Consider the following 14,318-nt stretch of genomic DNA (forward strand, 5'->3'; position numbering starts at 1 on the left):
ACGAGAACGGCGCGCTGCTCTCGGCCCCGCCCGCGCTGTGGGAGGCGCTGGTCGCGCGCGAGTGGCACCGCCTGTTCGTGGAGCTGCGGCCGCTGTGGCGCGAGGCGCGCCTGTGGATCTTCGGACATGCCTTGCTCGAGCAGCTGGCGAATCCACGCAAGGGGCTGACGGCGCACGTCTGGTGTGCCGACGCTGCTCTCGATTCAGGAGCGGTGGCGGACGCGTGGCTGGCGGCGCGCTGCCAGCCCGAAGTGCTGGCAGCCAAGCCGTTCACGCCGCTGCCGCTGCTGGGCGTGCCGCAGTGGTGGCCGGAGAACGAGGACTTTTCCTTTTATGATGACTCCCTCGTATTCCGTCCTCCCAAGACGCAGAACCCATAACAACAACAACGTCCGCGGGCTTCCTCGCGCTCTTGATTTCCGCTGGCCGCAGCCTCAACTGGCGCGAGGGTGACTTCATCCACCCTTCGGAGTTTTCCAAGCAATGAAACGCATTTTCCTGTTCGTCCTGACCAACCTGGCGGTGGTCGTGGTGCTGGGCATCGTCGCCAGCCTGCTCGGGGTCAACCGGTATCTCACGGCGAACGGCCTCAACCTGGGGCAACTGCTCGGCTTCGCCCTGGTCATGGGCTTCGGCGGCGCCATCATCTCGCTGCTGCTTTCGAAACCGATCGCCAAGTGGAGTTCCGGCGTGCAGGTGATCCAGCAGCCGCGTAACGCCGACGAGGCCTGGATCGTCGAAACCGTCCGCCGCTTCGCCGACGAGGCGAAGATCGGCATGCCCGAAGTGGGCGTGTTCGAAGGCGAGCCCAATGCCTTCGCCACCGGCGCCTTCAAGAACAACGCGCTGGTCGCGGTGTCCACCGGATTGCTGCAAGGCATGACGCGCGAAGAGGTCGAGGCCGTCATCGGCCACGAGGTTGCCCACATCGCCAACGGCGACATGGTGACCATGACGCTCATCCAGGGCGTGATGAACACGTTCGTCGTGTTCCTCTCGCGCGTGATCGGCTACTTCGTCGACGGTGCGCTCAATCGCGGCGAGCAGCGCTCCGGCCCGGGCATCGGCTACTTCGTGACCACCATCGTGCTCGATATCCTGTTCGGCTTCCTGGCGGCGATCATCGTTGCGTGGTTCTCGCGCCAGCGCGAGTTCCGGGCCGACCGCGGCTCCACGCAGCTGATGGGACGCAAGCAGCCGATGATCAACGCGCTCGCGCGCCTGGGCGGAATGGTGCCGGGCGAGCTGCCGCGCGGGCTGCAGTCGATGGGCATCACGTCGGGTGTCGGCAAGCTGTTCTCGACGCACCCGCCGATCGAGGAGCGGATCGCGGCGCTGCAGGCCGCGACGTAAGCCCTCGACATTCCAAACATGTCATTGCGGGCTTGACTCGCAATGCACGCAGCGCCTGTGCAGGTGCCGTCGTGGATCCCGGGTCAAGCCCGGGATGACATCCACTGACATCAGGATCAAGGCCGCCCACGGGCGGCCTTTTGCATGCCTGCGATAATCGCGGCGTGAAGCCCTCCAGGCCGTCGCTGGTGCAATCGCCGAAAGGCCGCACTGGAGGAACGTCCGGACTGCACAGGGCAGCGTAGCAGGTAACACCTGTCCACCGTGAGGTGAGGATCAGAGCAACAGAGACGAGTCCTCCGACGTTCGTGCCGGCGAAAGCCGTAGCGGCGTTGGAGGGGTGAAACGGGCAATCTCTACGCGCAGCAATACCAAATAGGCCAGCGTCGATGTGGTCCCGCGGAGCTGGCGGGTAGGTAGCACCGAGCCGGTGGGGCGACCCCCGGCCCAGAGGAATGACGGTCACGCGCGGGCAACCGCGTGCACAAAATCCGGCGTATCGGGGGGCTTCACACATTCACTCGCACGCAAGACACCCCGTGTCTTGCGTGCCGCCCTACTTGGCCAATTGCAGCGCCTCGATCCGCTGCACGTGCGCGAGCAGCGAGCGCTTGGCCACCGGCCACAGGCGCGATGGCACGTCGTCGTAGGCGAGCTCCACCCACTCGTCCAGCGAGCCCGCCGGCCGGTTGCGCATGGCGGTGACGATCTTGCGTTCGCGGTGCAGGCGGTGGGACTTGAGATGCGCGATCGCCTCCCTGGCGAACCCCAGCACATGGCCGTGCGCCGGCAGGATGAACGCGATGCCCTGCGCAGCGCAGGCAGCACTCAGGCGATCGAGCGAATCGAGATAGGCGCTCATGTCGCCGTCGGGCGGGTCGACCACCGTGGTGCTGCCATTGAGGATGTGGTCGCCGGAGAACAGCAGGCCGTCCTCCACCAGCACCAGGCACACATGGTTCGCCGCATGACCCGGCGTGTGGATCGCCTGGAGCGTGTGGCGCGCGCCGCCGCCGGAGACGACCAGCGATTCGCCATCGGCCAGCACGCGGTCCGGGACGAAATGGCTGGCGGCACGCGCCGTCGGTGCCGAGGGCAGGCCGACGATCGGTGGCTTGCCGTCGCACAGCGCCTGCAGTGGCTTCGCGCCGGGCGAATGGTCCGCGTGCGAGTGCGTGCAGACGATCATGCGGATGTCGCCGCCGGCGGCGCGCCAGATGCGTTGCTGGTGCTCGGCGTCCTCGGGACCGGGATCGATGACGATGTAGCCGCTGGCGGGGTCACCGACGAGGTAGCAGTTGGTGCCCGGGCCGGTCATCACGCCGGGGTTGGGCGCGGTCACGCGCACCAGGTTGCGCAGCAGGGCCACCGGCGCGTCGGTTCGCCAGTCCAGGTGGTGCAGCAACTGGCCGTCGGGGCACACCAGGGCGAGCTCGCCATAGGGCGACTCGTGCTCCATGAAGCGCGCCTCGGCCCCGCGCAGCAGTCCGGCGCGTGGGCAACTGGTCCACAGCGGCTGCTCGCCGGCGCAGGCGGCCAGCACGGCGTCGACGCTTGCGAACTTCGCCATCCGCTCCAGCGTGCGGATGGTGGGGAAGATCATGAAGAAATCACCGGCTGCGTGGCGTGCGAGCGCATCGGCCGGGCGCACCCACACGGGCTCGAACTGCTCCGCCTCGTCGGCCACCGGCACCTGGCCTGCGGGCATGCGCGCCACCAGGAAGGGCACGTCGAAGCGGCGCGGCAGGTCGCGGTCGGTGATCCAGTGCGCGAGCACGAACACCTCGTCGGCGGACAGCAGCAGCCTATGCTGGCGGCATTGCGCCACGAAGGGCGCATGGCGATCCAGCGCGGCGACCTCCTGTGCGTCGACGGGACGGCCGTCCGCGTGCCGGGCCAGCAGCACGCCAAGCTCCTCGAAGCTCTCGCGGATGGCGGCGATCGCCTGAGTGAGCCGGGCGTCCGCCTGCGTGGGTCGGCGCGCCGCGAGATCGTGCGCCTGTGCGTCGGCGGCATCGATGCCGCCACCGGGAAACACGTACGCGCCCGGCGCGAAGCTGGCCGTGGCCGAGCGCCGCGTCATCAGCACCTCGACGCCGGCGTCGCTGTCGCGCAGCAGCAAGACGGTGGCCGCGGGGCGGGGGACTGCGGGTTCACGCTGAGGGTGAAGCAGCTGGCTGGCTCTTACCATGCCGGCGATTACATCATGGAGACCTGGATGAACAAGCGTCGCCTCCTCTCGCTCACGCTGGCCGCCCTGGCCTGCACTTGCCTGGCCGCCCAGGCCCAGACCAACGACTGGCCCAAGCGCCAGCCGATCCGCCTGATCTCCGTGTTCCCGCCGGGCGGTTCGGTGGACCAGGTGGCGCGCATCCTGGGTGCGCAATTGCAGCAGCAGCTGGGCCAGACGGTGATCGTCGAGAACAGGGTGGGCGCTTCCGGCTCCATCGGCACGCACGCGATGCTCACGGCACCGGCGGACGGCTACACCTATGCCGTCGTGTTCGACACCCACGGCGTCAATCCTTCGCTGATCCCCAACCTGCCTTACGACAGCAAGAAGGACATCGCGCCGGTGATCCTGGTGGGCACCTCGCCGATGGTGATCGCGACGCCGGTCGCCTCCGAGTACAAGACGTTTGCCGACGTCGCGGCCGCGGCCAAGGCGAAGAAGAACGTGAGCTTCGGCACCGTGGGCTCAGGCAGCCTGGGGCACCTGGCGATGGCGCTGCTGACCAGGAACGCGGGCCTGGAGATGACGCACGTGCCGTACAAGGGCGGCGGTCCGCTGATGCAGGACGCCGTGGCCGGGCATGTGCCGCTGTCGGTGGCGACCGTCTTCGTGACCAAGCCGCACATCGACAGCAAGCGGCTGCGGCCGCTGGCCGTGACGACGCTCAAGCGCTCGACCGAGCTGCCCGATGTGCCGACGCTGGCCGAAAGCGGCTACCAGGGCTTCGATGCGTCGGCCTGGTGGGGCGTGCTGGCGTCGGCCAAGACGCCGCCCGAGATCGTGAAGCGCATGAACGAGGAATTGAACAGGGCGCTGAAGGTGCCCGAGATCGCGCAGCGGCTGAGCGGACAGGGGATCAACGTGATTGGCGGAACGCCGGAGGCGGCGCGCACGTTCATCGATGGGCAGATCGATGTGTGGGCGCAGGTCGTCAAGGACAACAACATCAAGGCGGAGTGAGGGCGGGACGGGATGTCATCTCCCGGGTGTCATCTCCCGGATGTCATCCTCCCCGGATGTCGTCCCGGGCTTGACCGGGGATCCACGACGGCGCGTGCATGAGCGCCGCATGGATTGCGGGTCAAGGCCCGCAATGACATCCGACGGACATCTCGCGACCGAGGCCCCGCCTCACTCTTCCGGACTCACCCCCAGCGCCACCAGGAAGCGCGCGACCATGTTGTAGGTGGCGATCGCTGCCGTGATCTCCACCAGTTCGCCCGTCTCGAAGCGCGCCTTCATCTGCGCGAACAACGCGTCGTCGACCTTCACGTCGCGCGTCATCTGCGCGGCATAGCGCGCGACCAGTGCCTCGTCGCCTGCCAGCCCCTGCGGCACGCCGGAGGCGCCGGTCTTCACATACGCCTGCAGCGCATCGAGCTGCGGCTGCCCGCCGCCGGCAGCCAGGTAGTCGGGCGCGTGGTGGTGGTACTCGTAGTGCGCGCCCGTGATCAGGGCGACCGTGCAGATCCCCAGCTCGCGCAGCTGGCGGCTGGCGCCCAGGCCGGTGCGCACGTTCTTCAGGTAGGTGTTCCAGCCGCGGGCCAGCGGCTCGCTCCAGAGCAGGGCGCGATCGAGGTTCAGCAGTTCGCCGCCGCGGCGCTCCAGGATGGCCTGCACCAGGTCTTGCGGTTGCGGCTTGCGTTCGGGGGTCCAGTCGGGAATGCGCATCGTGGGTCTCCTGCTTGTTGAATGTCGGCAGGCCCGCAGCATAAGCTCATGCCGGAACCGGGGCGTGTGCCTTGCCACAATGCAGGTCCATGCATTCAGGAGTCCCCGTGATCCGTTCGACCCTTGCACGCCGCGCGCTCATTGCCGCCTTCGCTGTCCTCGGCCTCGCCCCGCTCGCGCAGGCGCAAGGCCATGCCGAGTGGCCGCAGCATTCCGTGACCATCATCATGACCTTCCCGGCCGGCTCCGGCGTCGACGTGGTGGCGCGCATCATGCAGGACCCGTTGGCCAGGTTGCTCGGGCAACCGGTGATCATCGACTACAGGGTCGGCGCTGCCGGCAACGTGGCGAGCGAATACGTTGCGCGCGCCAAGCCGGACGGCTATACGCTGGTGTTCGGCACCGCGGCCACCCACGGCAGCAACGCGGCCCTGTACAAGAAGCTGCCCTTCGACGTGGAGACCGATTTCGTGCCGGTCGCGCCCATCATCGACGTCTCCAACGTGCTCACGGTCAATCCCGACGTGATGAACGTGAAGACACTCAAGGAATTCGTCGACCTCGTGCGCGCCAATCCGGGCAAGTACAACTACGCATCCACGGGCAACGGCACGGGCACGCACATGGCCTTTGCCGAACTGAATTCGCGCCTGGGACTGAACATGGTGCACGTCCCCTACAAGGGCGGACCGGAAGCGATCCAGGGCGTGCTCAAGGGCGAGGCCTGCTGCATCATGAACCAGGTGCAGACGGTGCTGGGCCAGTACAAGGCCGGCAAGGTGCGCCTGCTGGGCGTGACCACCGGCAAGCGCGTGGCCGCGATCCAGGAAGTACCGACGATTGGCGAAAGCGGCATTCCCGGCACGCAAGGCTTCGACAGCTCCACCTGGTTCGCGCTGTTCGCGCCCAAGGGCACCGACGCGGCGATCGTCGCCAGGATCAATGGCGCCGTGCGCACGGTGCTGCAAACGCCTGAGGTGCGCGGCAAGCTCGAAAGCGCCGGCAACACGGTACGCATCGAGACGCCGGAGCAGTTCCGCGCGACCGTGCACGCCAATCGCCTGAAGTGGGCGGAGGTGGTGCGGGCCGCGAACATCAATATCGATTGATCACGGCCGCTGCGGCGGCGGCACGTACCACCTGGTCGGCAGCAGCTCCGGCTCTTCCAGGTCCTGCAGCCGCTGCCAGTGCAGGTCGGCATCGGCCACGAACAGGTCGCGGGCAATGGCCTGTGCCAGGCGGTTGGCGCCGACGCCGAGGCCGGGGATGTCGCCCGCCAACGCACCGTGGCTCAGCGTGCTGCCCCAGTTGAACAGGTGGATGCGCGCCAGCGCCTCGCTGGTGCCACGCAGTTCGAAGCCGGAGCCCAGGTAGGGAAAGCGCGCGGCCTCGGGATGCCGCGCCGCTTCGGCGGGGTCCACATGCCGCCCCCAGGTCTCGATCTGCCCCTGGTACCTGGCGAGCTCCGGCCGGTCCGGCAGGTCGACGTCGAAGCCGGTGCCGAAGATCACCGCGTCGAAGCGCTCGCTGCCCTCGCGGGTGACCACGTGGACCCCATCCGGGCGCGGCTGCACGTCGAGCCACGGCGTGCCGAGGCGCAGCGTGAACGTCTCGTGCCCATCGCAGCGGCGCACCGTTTCCCAGGGCGGCGGCACCTGCTCGTCGAAGATATAGGTGTAGATGCGCCACTTGCGCGCATCGTCCAGCGCCTCGAAGCCGCGGAAGAAACCGGCGAAGGCGGTCCACTTGCTCTTGTTCACCTGCGGCAGGAAAGGGCGCCGGGCGAACAGGTCCACCTGGGCGCCGGCCTCCAGTGCACAGGCTGCGTTGTCGAAGGCCGATGCGCCCGCTCCCAACACGCCGATGCGCTGGCCGCGCAGCGCCGCGAAGTCGATCGCATCGGCGGAGTGGAAGACGCGTCCGCCGGCCAGCGGATCGGCGCGCCGCAGCGAGGGGAAGTCGGGCCAGCGCGGTGCGCCGCTGCCGTCGCGACCGAGGGCCAGCACCAGCTTGCGCACCCACACCGTCTCGCGGCCGCTTGCCGATTGCAGCATTACGCGCAGCAGGCCGCCCGGCGCCTGCCCCGGACCGGATCCGGGGTCATCGACGCAGGCCAACGTCACCCCGTTCTCCACCGTCACGCCCACCGTGTCGCGCACCCACAGCAGGTAGTCGCGCCAGTCGAGGCGACCGATCTTGTGCAGGGCGGACCAGCCGGCCTCCCCGTGCTGTGCCTCGTACCAGGCGCGCAAGGTGAGCGCGGGCACGCCCAGGTCGGGCCCGGTCAGGTGCTTGGGGCTGCGCAGCGTGAGCATGCGCGCATAGGTGCCCCAAGGGCCTTCCTCGCCACGCGCGGCGCGGTCGATCACGCGCAGGTTGGCCACGCCCTCGCGCAGCAGCGCCTGCGCCGCGGTCTGGCCGCACATGCCGGCGCCGGCCACCAGCACGTCGAGGACCGGTGTGCCATCGGGACTCGAGGAGGATGGCACCCAATTCGCCGGCGGGACATTCAGTCGCGCCAGGTCGGCGCGCGCCGCGCGAGCCAGTCGTGCGAGCGCTTCGCTGTTTCGGGGGCTGGCCAGGGCCTGCGGCGGCACGGGCGGCAAGGCGGGAGAGGCAACATTCACAGGCTGATAATCCGCGGATGACGATTCAACTGGACTGCTATTACAGCCTGTCATCGCCGTGGGCCTATTTTGCCGGCCCGCAGTTGCAGGACATCGTGCGGCGCCACGGTGTGAAGCTGGCGCTCAAGCCCTATGACTTCCAGGCGGTGGTGGTGCAGACCGGCGGCATTCCGATCCGCACGCGGCCGCCGGCGCGCCGCAGCTACCACGCGGAAGAACTCGCGCGCTGGCGCGACTACCTGGGCATGCCGCTGAACCTGGAGCCGAAGTACTACCCGCAGTCCATGCCCGCCGATCCCGAGTGGAACAAGTACGCCGGCTGGATGGTGATCGCCGCGCAGCAGCAGGGGCTGGACGCTTTCGTGCTGTCGCATGCCTTGCTGCGTGCGCTGTGGGCCGAGGAGCGCGACACCTCGCAAGCCGAGGTGCGCATCGCGATCGCGGACGAGAACGGCTACGACGGCCGCGCGCTGCACGCACTGGAGCGCGCGGCTGCCGTGCGGCAGCAATACGACGCCTGGAGCGAGGAGGCGGTGCGCCTGGGGGTGTTCGGTGCGCCGACCTTCGTCATCCCCGGCCATCCCGAGCGCTGGTGGGGCCAGGACCGGCTGTCCTTCGTCGACCGCGCCCTGGAGCGCCTGCGCCGATAATCGCGCCATGCGCATCCGCTTCACCAAGATGCAGGGGGCGGGCAACGACTTCGTCGTGCTCGACGAGACCCGCGCGCGTCTGAACCTCAGCACCGCGCAATACCACCGCCTGGCCGACCGCCACTTCGGCGTCGGCGCGGACCAGATCCTGTCGGTGCGGCCCTCGCCCGCGGCCGGCATCGACTTCGAATACGTGATCCACAACGCCGACGGCGGCGAGGTGGAACAGTGCGGCAACGGCGCGCGTTGCTTCGCGCGTTACGTGGCCGACAAGGGCCTGGCCAAGGGCGAGCGCATCCGCGTGCAGACGCTGGCCGGCGTGATCGAGCCGAGCCTGGGTGCCGATGGCCGTGTCACCGTGGACATGGGCCGGCCGGTGTTCGAGCTGGCGGAGGTCCCCTTCGTGGCCGCCGGCCTGAGCCCGCACAAGGACGGCGGGTGGGAGAAGTGGCACCTGGCGCTGGGCACGCATGCCGAGTCCGGCCTCGTGGCGCTGGCCGTGCTCTCCATGGGCAATCCGCATGCGGTGCAGGAGGTGGCGGACGTGGATCGCGCCCCCGTGCTCACCCAGGGCCCGCTGATCGAGCACCACTCGCGTTTCCCCCGGCGCGTGAACGCCGGCTTCATGGAAGTGCAGGAGCGCGGGCGCATCAAGCTGCGCGTGTGGGAGCGCGGCGCCGGCGAGACGCTGGCCTGCGGCACGGGCGCGTGCGCCGCGGTGGTCGCGGGCATCCGCCTCGGCCGCCTGGACGCGCGGGTCGACGTGCAGACGCGCGGCGGCCCGCTGACCATCGAATGGGCGGGCGGCGATGCCCCGGTCTTCATGACCGGGCCGGCCGTCACCGTCTTCGAGGGCGAAATCGAACTGGAATGAGATGCCGAACGAACCGCAGATGAACCCGATCACCGAAGACGACATCGCCAACTACCTGGCGAACAGCCCCGACTTCTTCGAGCGCCACGCACAGTTGCTGGCCTCCGTGCTGCTCACCAGCCCGCACGGCAACCGCGCCGTGAGCCTGCAGGAGCGGCAGGCCGAGATGCTGCGCGAGAAGATCAAGGTGCTGGAGCACCGCATCATGGACATGGTGCGGCACGGCAACGAGAACATGGTGATCTCCGACCGCATCCATCGCTGGGCGAAGACGCTGCTGCTGGTGCAGTCCACGCGCGCGCTGCCGGCCACGCTGCTGGCGGAGCTGCAGACGCAGTTCATGGTGCCGCAGCTGGCGATGAAGATCTGGGACGTCGACGCCCGCTATGCCGACGAGCCCTTCGCGCAGGGCGTGAGCGAAGACGCGCGCAGCTTCGCGTCGTCGCTGACGCTGCCTTATTGCGGCGTGGTGTCGGCCATCGAGGCGGTGAGCTGGCTGCCGGAGCCGGCCACGGCGATGTCGATTGCCTTGATCCCGCTGCGTCCGGGCGCGGTCAACGGCTCCGGTCCCGCCTTCGGCATGCTGGTGCTGGCCTCGCCCGATCCGCAGCGCTTCCAGTCCGGGCTGGCCACCGATTTCCTCGAGCGCATCGCCGAACTGGCCAGCGCCGCGCTGTCGCGGCTGCGTCCGCGCTGAAGCATTGGCGATGGACGACGCGGGCCTGGTCGAGCGCTATCTCGAACACGTGCGCGTCGAGAAGCGGCTGGCCGCGCGCACCGTGGAGCTCTATGCGCTCGACCTGCAGAAGCTCTCGCAGCAGGCCACGCAGGCCGGCGTGGCGCTCACCCAGGTGCACAACGCGCACGTGCGGCGCTGGGTCGCGCAGATGCATGGCGCGGGCCGCAGCGGGCGCGGCATCGGGCTGATCCTTTCCGGCTGGCGCGGCTTCTATGCCTGGCTGGGCCGCGAGGGCCTGGTGAAAAGCAATCCGGTGGTGGACGTGAAGGCACCCAGGGCGCCCAAGCCGCTGCCCAAGGCGCTGAGCGTGGACGATGCGGTGCAACTCGCTCAATTCAGCGCCGACCAGGGGGATGCCTGGCTCGAGGCGCGCGATGCGGCGATGGTCGAACTGTTGTATGGCTGCGGGCTGCGCGTGGGCGAACTCGTGGGCCTCGACGTGCAGGCCAGCACCGTGGCCAAGGGCTGGGTCGACCTGCAGGCCGGCGAAGCGCATGTCCTCGGCAAGGGGAGCAAGCGGCGCTCGGTGCCGGTGGGAAGCAAGGCCATCGCGGCGCTGCAAGCATGGCTGCAGCTGCGCGCGGCATCCAAGCATGCACCACAGGCGCCGCTCTTCATCGGCCGCAACGGCACGCGCCTGAGCGCGCAGGCGATCTGGCAGCGCTTGCGCCAGCGCAGCCTGCAGGCCGGCCTGGCGACGCCGGTGCATCCGCACATGCTGCGGCACTCGTTCGCCAGCCACGTGCTGCAATCGAGTGGCGATTTGCGCGCGGTGCAGGAGCTGCTGGGACACGCCAGCATCGCCACGACGCAGGTCTATACGCGGCTCGATTTCCAGCATCTCGCCAAAGCGTACGACGCGGCGCATCCGCGGGCGAAACGCAAAGATTAGGGTGGTGGTGGTGGGGGTAGGGTGGGATGCGCGAGGCGCACCCCACCGGGCTCAAGGCATCAGCGCCGCTGGTGCCGTCGACTTCGACAACATGAACACCGCACGGCGGCTGTCCGCCGGGGCGCTGGCCAGCAGCATCTCCAGCCGGCCGATCAATTGCGCCGGGTCGCTGCCGTCCATGGGGATCAGCGCCTGCGCCACGCGCACGTGGGCGGCCCATTCGAGCGGGCGGCCCTTGAAGGGCATCAGGCAGCGGGCGACGATGCGCGGCCCGGCCTCGGCCACTTCGTCGGCATGCAGCGGGCCTTCGAGCAGGATGCCGAACCGGTGCTCCGACAGCCGCGCCACGGTGTCGATCTCGCGCGCCACCGACAGCAGGCGGCCGGCGACGCGCAACGTGAGTTCGCGGGCCGAGTCCGAATCGAACTGGCGGCGGATCTGGTCGATATTGCCGATGTCCACCAGCAGCATCGCGCTGCGGAACTTCAGCCGCTGCGAGCGCGCGATCAGGCGCACCAGCCGCTCGTGGAAGACCGCCGCGTTGATCAGGCCGGTAGCCGGGTCGATCCGGTCCAGGCCCTGAATGCGTCGCACGTGCTCGCGCCGGTGCTGGCTGCGCATCGCCACCACGATCAGCAGGATGGGCAACTCCAGCGCAATGGCGACCTGCATCCCGTACAGCGTCCAGAAGCTGGTGGGGATCAGGCCGGCGGCGCGCGCCAGCGGGAAGAAGGCGCCGATCGCCACCGGCGAGGACCCCAGCAGCACCCAGGGCGCGTAGCGGTCGCCGCGCAGGGTGGCCCAGATCACCACGCCGAAGCCGGCGAAGGTGGCGCCCACCACGTAGATCACGATCAGACGCAGGCGCTCCATCACGTCGGGCGTGAGCATCAGGTATCCGGCCAGCGGCACCGCGAACAGCGCGCCCACGGCGATCACGCGGTACATCCAGCGCGAACGGTCGCGCAGCGACACCATCTCGGCGAAGAACATCTGCAGCGAGGCCATGGCGAACAGCGGCAGCACCTGCGGCGCCATGTCGTTCCACCAGGCCAGCGTCGGCCAGAGATGCAGGCCAGCCAGGCCGGTCAGGCTCGCCTGGGTCAGGCCCATCATCAGGGCCGACACGGCATACATCGTGTAGCCGTTGTCGCGCAGCGAGACGGCGCCGATGCCCGAGAGCACCACGGCCAGTGCCACCAGGCCGACGTAGACGCCGAGAGCCAGCGAGATCACCTGCGCGCTGCGCCCGAGATAGTTCTCGCCGATGAACTGCAGGGGGGCGCCGAAGATGGTGCCGTTCTGGATGCGCAGCAGGTGCAGGCGCGGCGCCGTCGTCGATACCGACAGCGGCAGGATGGGCTGGCGATGCGGCACCGGCCAGTCCGCCACGGGAATCTTGTCGCCCGCGGCGCGTTCGACCCATTCGCCGGCGGCGTTCTGCGAGTACAGGGTCACGCGGTCGACGCCGGGGTAAGGCACTTCGAGGTACCAGCGCTCGTTGTTGGGTGTGGGTGGCACGGTGAAGCGAATCCACAGCGTGGGCGTGCGCCCCAGCTTGTAGATGTTGTCATCACCGGTGGGATGCCACTGCAGGTTGGGATTGGTGGCCACGTCCGCCGCCTGGGCGCTGCCGCTTTCGTCCACCCAGGCGTCGCCCGCGTCGTGCAGCATCACGGGTTGCTGCGCGAACTCGAACTTCAGGACGTGCCTGGCCGCTGCCGGAGCGGACCACAGCAGGATCGCCAGCAACAGCAGCGCCGTCGCTATCCAGCGACCGCGGGCCAACGAACCCATGCGCGCTTCTCCTTGCCTGCCATTCTGTTGCACATTCTTACGGGTTCTGCTCCCATCCACAATAGGGGAATGAAAGTGATCCGCTTGCGGGAGGGACGCGAACGCTCCCTGTTGCGCCGCCATCCCTGGGTGTTCGATTCTGCCGTGTTCAAGGGGGCTGGCGACAGCGGCGAGACCGTCCGTGTTGAAAGTCACGAGGGCGGCTTCCTCGCCTGGGCGGCTTTCAGCCCGGCCTCCCGCATGCGGGCGCGGGCCTGGAGCTTCACCGAAGCCGAGCGGATCGACGCGCAGTTCTTCCACCGCAAACTGCTGGCCGCTGTTGGGCTGAGACAACGCCTGCAGGTGCCGAGCGACGGCGTGCGGCTGGTTCACGGCGAGTCGGACGGCTTGCCTGGCTTCGTGGTGGACCGCTACGGCAGCACGCTGGTGGCGCAATTCCTCTCCGCCGGCGCCGAGCGCTGGAAGAAGGTGCTGGCCGACACGCTGCTGGAAGTGACCGGTCTCGCCCACCTGTACGAGCGCTCGGATGCCGCTGCCCGGGGGCTCGAGGGTTTGCCCGAGGTCAAGGGCTGGCTGCGGGGCAGCGGACCCACCGAGCTGACCATCGCCGAGCACGAGTGGAAGTTCGGCCTGGACATCGCCGGCGGGCACAAGACCGGTTTCTACCTGGACCAGCGCGAAAGCCGCGCCCGCTTCGCCCAATGGGTGCGGCGGCTGGGGGCGCAGCGCGTCCTCAACTGCTACTGCTACACGGGCGGCTTCACGGTCGCGGCGCTGGCGGGCGGCGCGGGCGAGGTGACGTCGATCGATTCGTCGGGCCCGGCGCTGGAGCGCGCCCGTGCCAACGTGGCATTGAACGGCTTCGACGTGGCGCGCAACGAGTTCCTGGATGCCGACGTCAACGCCAGCCTGCGGCGCTTCGGGGAGGAGGGCCGCAGCTTCGATGCCATCGTGCTCGATCCGCCCAAGCTGGCGCCCACGGTGGCCCACGCCGAGAAGGCCGCCCGCGCCTACAAGGACATCAACCGGCTCGCCCTGAAACTGCTGGCCCCGGGTGGCGTGCTCTTCACGTATTCCTGTTCCGGCGGCATCTCGGCCGACCTGTTCCACAAGATCGTTGCCTCGGCGGGGACCGACGCGGGCGTCGACGGCTACATCGCCGACCGCATGGGCGCCGCGCCGGACCACTCGATGACGCTGACCTTCCCGGAGGGGGAGTACCTCAAGGGCCTCGTGGTGATTCGCAAAGCCTAGGGCCTGTTCACGCTATTTCCAGGGGCGCGTTGCGATTCCAAGGGGCCAGGCGCAAGGCGCGAGGCCGCTGCTGGGGTCACCCCCAGCAAGGCCTCGCAACGAAGCGGATGGCCCCTTGGAATCGCAACCCGAAGGGAAGGGGTCGCATCGGGCGCCACTCCGCGTTGCCCGGCTTGCCCGCACGCGAGTGCGGGCTGCCCCGTGCGCCTTGATTGGCGCCCGATGCGA

At 68.9% G+C, this 14,318-nt stretch carries 13 protein-coding genes and 1 other RNA gene; 10 read left to right on the forward strand and 4 right to left on the reverse strand.

Annotated features, from left to right (window positions below):
• The 3 genes from JWP60_RS05185 to rnpB form a co-directional block, all read left to right on the forward strand.
• Positions 1-380 (forward strand): DUF3025 domain-containing protein (locus JWP60_RS05185; RefSeq protein WP_299787296.1); only part of this gene is annotated, 380 nt, incomplete at its 5' end.
• 103 nt (positions 381-483) lie between these two features.
• Positions 484-1,353, forward strand: a complete 870-nt coding sequence (htpX, locus tag JWP60_RS05190) for a protease HtpX (protein ID WP_299787299.1) — start codon at positions 484-486, stop codon at positions 1,351-1,353.
• Positions 1,354-1,519: 166 nt separating this feature from the next.
• An RNA gene (gene rnpB, locus JWP60_RS05195) (RNase P RNA component class A) lies at positions 1,520-1,868 on the forward strand.
• 41 nt (positions 1,869-1,909) lie between these two features.
• On the opposite strand, the gene JWP60_RS05200 is transcribed toward rnpB, so the two are convergent.
• A complete protein-coding gene (locus JWP60_RS05200; protein ID WP_299787302.1) occupies positions 1,910-3,544 on the reverse strand; it encodes an MBL fold metallo-hydrolase in 1,635 nt (544 codons plus the stop codon).
• A 27-nt stretch (positions 3,545-3,571) separates the two neighbouring features.
• Between JWP60_RS05200 and JWP60_RS05205 the strand changes: the two genes are divergently transcribed.
• Positions 3,572-4,546, forward strand: coding sequence for a tripartite tricarboxylate transporter substrate binding protein (locus JWP60_RS05205; protein ID WP_299787305.1), 975 nt, complete (start codon positions 3,572-3,574; stop codon positions 4,544-4,546).
• 171 nt (positions 4,547-4,717) lie between these two features.
• Here JWP60_RS05205 and JWP60_RS05210 read toward each other — a convergent pair whose 3' ends face one another.
• Positions 4,718-5,257 carry a carboxymuconolactone decarboxylase family protein gene (locus JWP60_RS05210; protein ID WP_299787308.1) on the reverse strand — a complete coding sequence of 180 codons (540 nt, stop codon included), beginning with the start codon at positions 5,255-5,257 and terminating at the stop codon, positions 4,718-4,720.
• A gap of 89 nt (positions 5,258-5,346) precedes the next feature.
• Between JWP60_RS05210 and JWP60_RS05215 the strand changes: the two genes are divergently transcribed.
• Positions 5,347-6,366: a tripartite tricarboxylate transporter substrate binding protein gene (locus JWP60_RS05215; RefSeq protein WP_299787310.1), complete on the forward strand. Its 1,020-nt coding sequence runs from the start codon at positions 5,347-5,349 to the stop codon at positions 6,364-6,366.
• Here the strand turns inward: JWP60_RS05215 and JWP60_RS05220 are convergent, their stop codons facing one another.
• The gene (locus tag JWP60_RS05220) at positions 6,367-7,746 is read right to left on the reverse strand and encodes an NAD(P)/FAD-dependent oxidoreductase (RefSeq protein ID WP_299787313.1); all 1,380 of its coding nucleotides are present in this window, start codon (positions 7,744-7,746) and stop codon (positions 6,367-6,369) included.
• 155 nt (positions 7,747-7,901) lie between these two features.
• Between JWP60_RS05220 and JWP60_RS05225 the strand changes: the two genes are divergently transcribed.
• The 4 genes from JWP60_RS05225 to JWP60_RS05240 are packed head-to-tail and all read left to right on the forward strand — an operon-like array spanning position 7,902 to position 11,039.
• Positions 7,902-8,534 (forward strand): 2-hydroxychromene-2-carboxylate isomerase, encoded by a 633-nt coding sequence (locus JWP60_RS05225; RefSeq protein WP_299787316.1) that lies wholly within the window; start codon positions 7,902-7,904, stop codon positions 8,532-8,534.
• Positions 8,535-8,541: 7 nt separating this feature from the next.
• A complete protein-coding gene (gene dapF / locus JWP60_RS05230) occupies positions 8,542-9,408 on the forward strand; it encodes a diaminopimelate epimerase (protein ID WP_299787318.1) in 867 nt (288 codons plus the stop codon).
• 1 nt (position 9,409) lies between these two features.
• A complete protein-coding gene (locus JWP60_RS05235) occupies positions 9,410-10,105 on the forward strand; it encodes a DUF484 family protein (protein ID WP_299787321.1) in 696 nt (231 codons plus the stop codon).
• 10 nt (positions 10,106-10,115) lie between these two features.
• The gene (locus JWP60_RS05240) at positions 10,116-11,039 is read left to right on the forward strand and encodes a tyrosine recombinase XerC (RefSeq protein ID WP_299787324.1); all 924 of its coding nucleotides are present in this window, start codon (positions 10,116-10,118) and stop codon (positions 11,037-11,039) included.
• A gap of 51 nt (positions 11,040-11,090) precedes the next feature.
• On the opposite strand, the gene JWP60_RS05245 is transcribed toward JWP60_RS05240, so the two are convergent.
• A complete protein-coding gene (locus JWP60_RS05245) occupies positions 11,091-12,836 on the reverse strand; it encodes a 7TM diverse intracellular signaling domain-containing protein (protein ID WP_299787327.1) in 1,746 nt (581 codons plus the stop codon).
• A gap of 69 nt (positions 12,837-12,905) precedes the next feature.
• Here JWP60_RS05245 and JWP60_RS05250 point away from each other — a divergent pair, with 69 nt between their 5' ends.
• Positions 12,906-14,090, forward strand: coding sequence for a class I SAM-dependent methyltransferase (locus JWP60_RS05250; RefSeq protein ID WP_299787330.1), 1,185 nt, complete (start codon positions 12,906-12,908; stop codon positions 14,088-14,090).
• The last annotated feature ends 228 nt before the right edge of the window (positions 14,091-14,318 follow it).

It is taken from the genome of Ramlibacter sp., from assembly GCF_028291745.1.
Classification (GTDB): Bacteria; Pseudomonadota; Gammaproteobacteria; order Burkholderiales; family Burkholderiaceae_C; genus Ramlibacter.

Excerpts from the sequence above, each read along its gene's own strand:
- htpX (WP_299787299.1), top strand. The coding sequence starts at position 484 with ATGAAACGCATTTTCCTGTTCGTCCTGACCAACCTGGCGGTGGTCGTG.
- JWP60_RS05200 (WP_299787302.1), bottom strand. The coding sequence starts at position 3,544 with ATGGTAAGAGCCAGCCAGCTGCTTCACCCTCAGCGTGAACCCGCAGTC.
- JWP60_RS05205 (WP_299787305.1), top strand. The coding sequence starts at position 3,572 with ATGAACAAGCGTCGCCTCCTCTCGCTCACGCTGGCCGCCCTGGCCTGC.
- JWP60_RS05210 (WP_299787308.1), bottom strand. The coding sequence starts at position 5,257 with ATGCGCATTCCCGACTGGACCCCCGAACGCAAGCCGCAACCGCAAGAC.
- JWP60_RS05215 (WP_299787310.1), top strand. The coding sequence starts at position 5,347 with ATGCATTCAGGAGTCCCCGTGATCCGTTCGACCCTTGCACGCCGCGCG.
- JWP60_RS05225 (WP_299787316.1), top strand. The coding sequence starts at position 7,902 with ATGACGATTCAACTGGACTGCTATTACAGCCTGTCATCGCCGTGGGCC.
- dapF (WP_299787318.1), top strand. The coding sequence starts at position 8,542 with ATGCGCATCCGCTTCACCAAGATGCAGGGGGCGGGCAACGACTTCGTC.
- JWP60_RS05235 (WP_299787321.1), top strand. The coding sequence starts at position 9,410 with ATGCCGAACGAACCGCAGATGAACCCGATCACCGAAGACGACATCGCC.
- JWP60_RS05240 (WP_299787324.1), top strand. The coding sequence starts at position 10,116 with ATGGACGACGCGGGCCTGGTCGAGCGCTATCTCGAACACGTGCGCGTC.
- JWP60_RS05245 (WP_299787327.1), bottom strand. The coding sequence starts at position 12,836 with ATGGGTTCGTTGGCCCGCGGTCGCTGGATAGCGACGGCGCTGCTGTTG.
- JWP60_RS05250 (WP_299787330.1), top strand. The coding sequence starts at position 12,906 with ATGAAAGTGATCCGCTTGCGGGAGGGACGCGAACGCTCCCTGTTGCGC.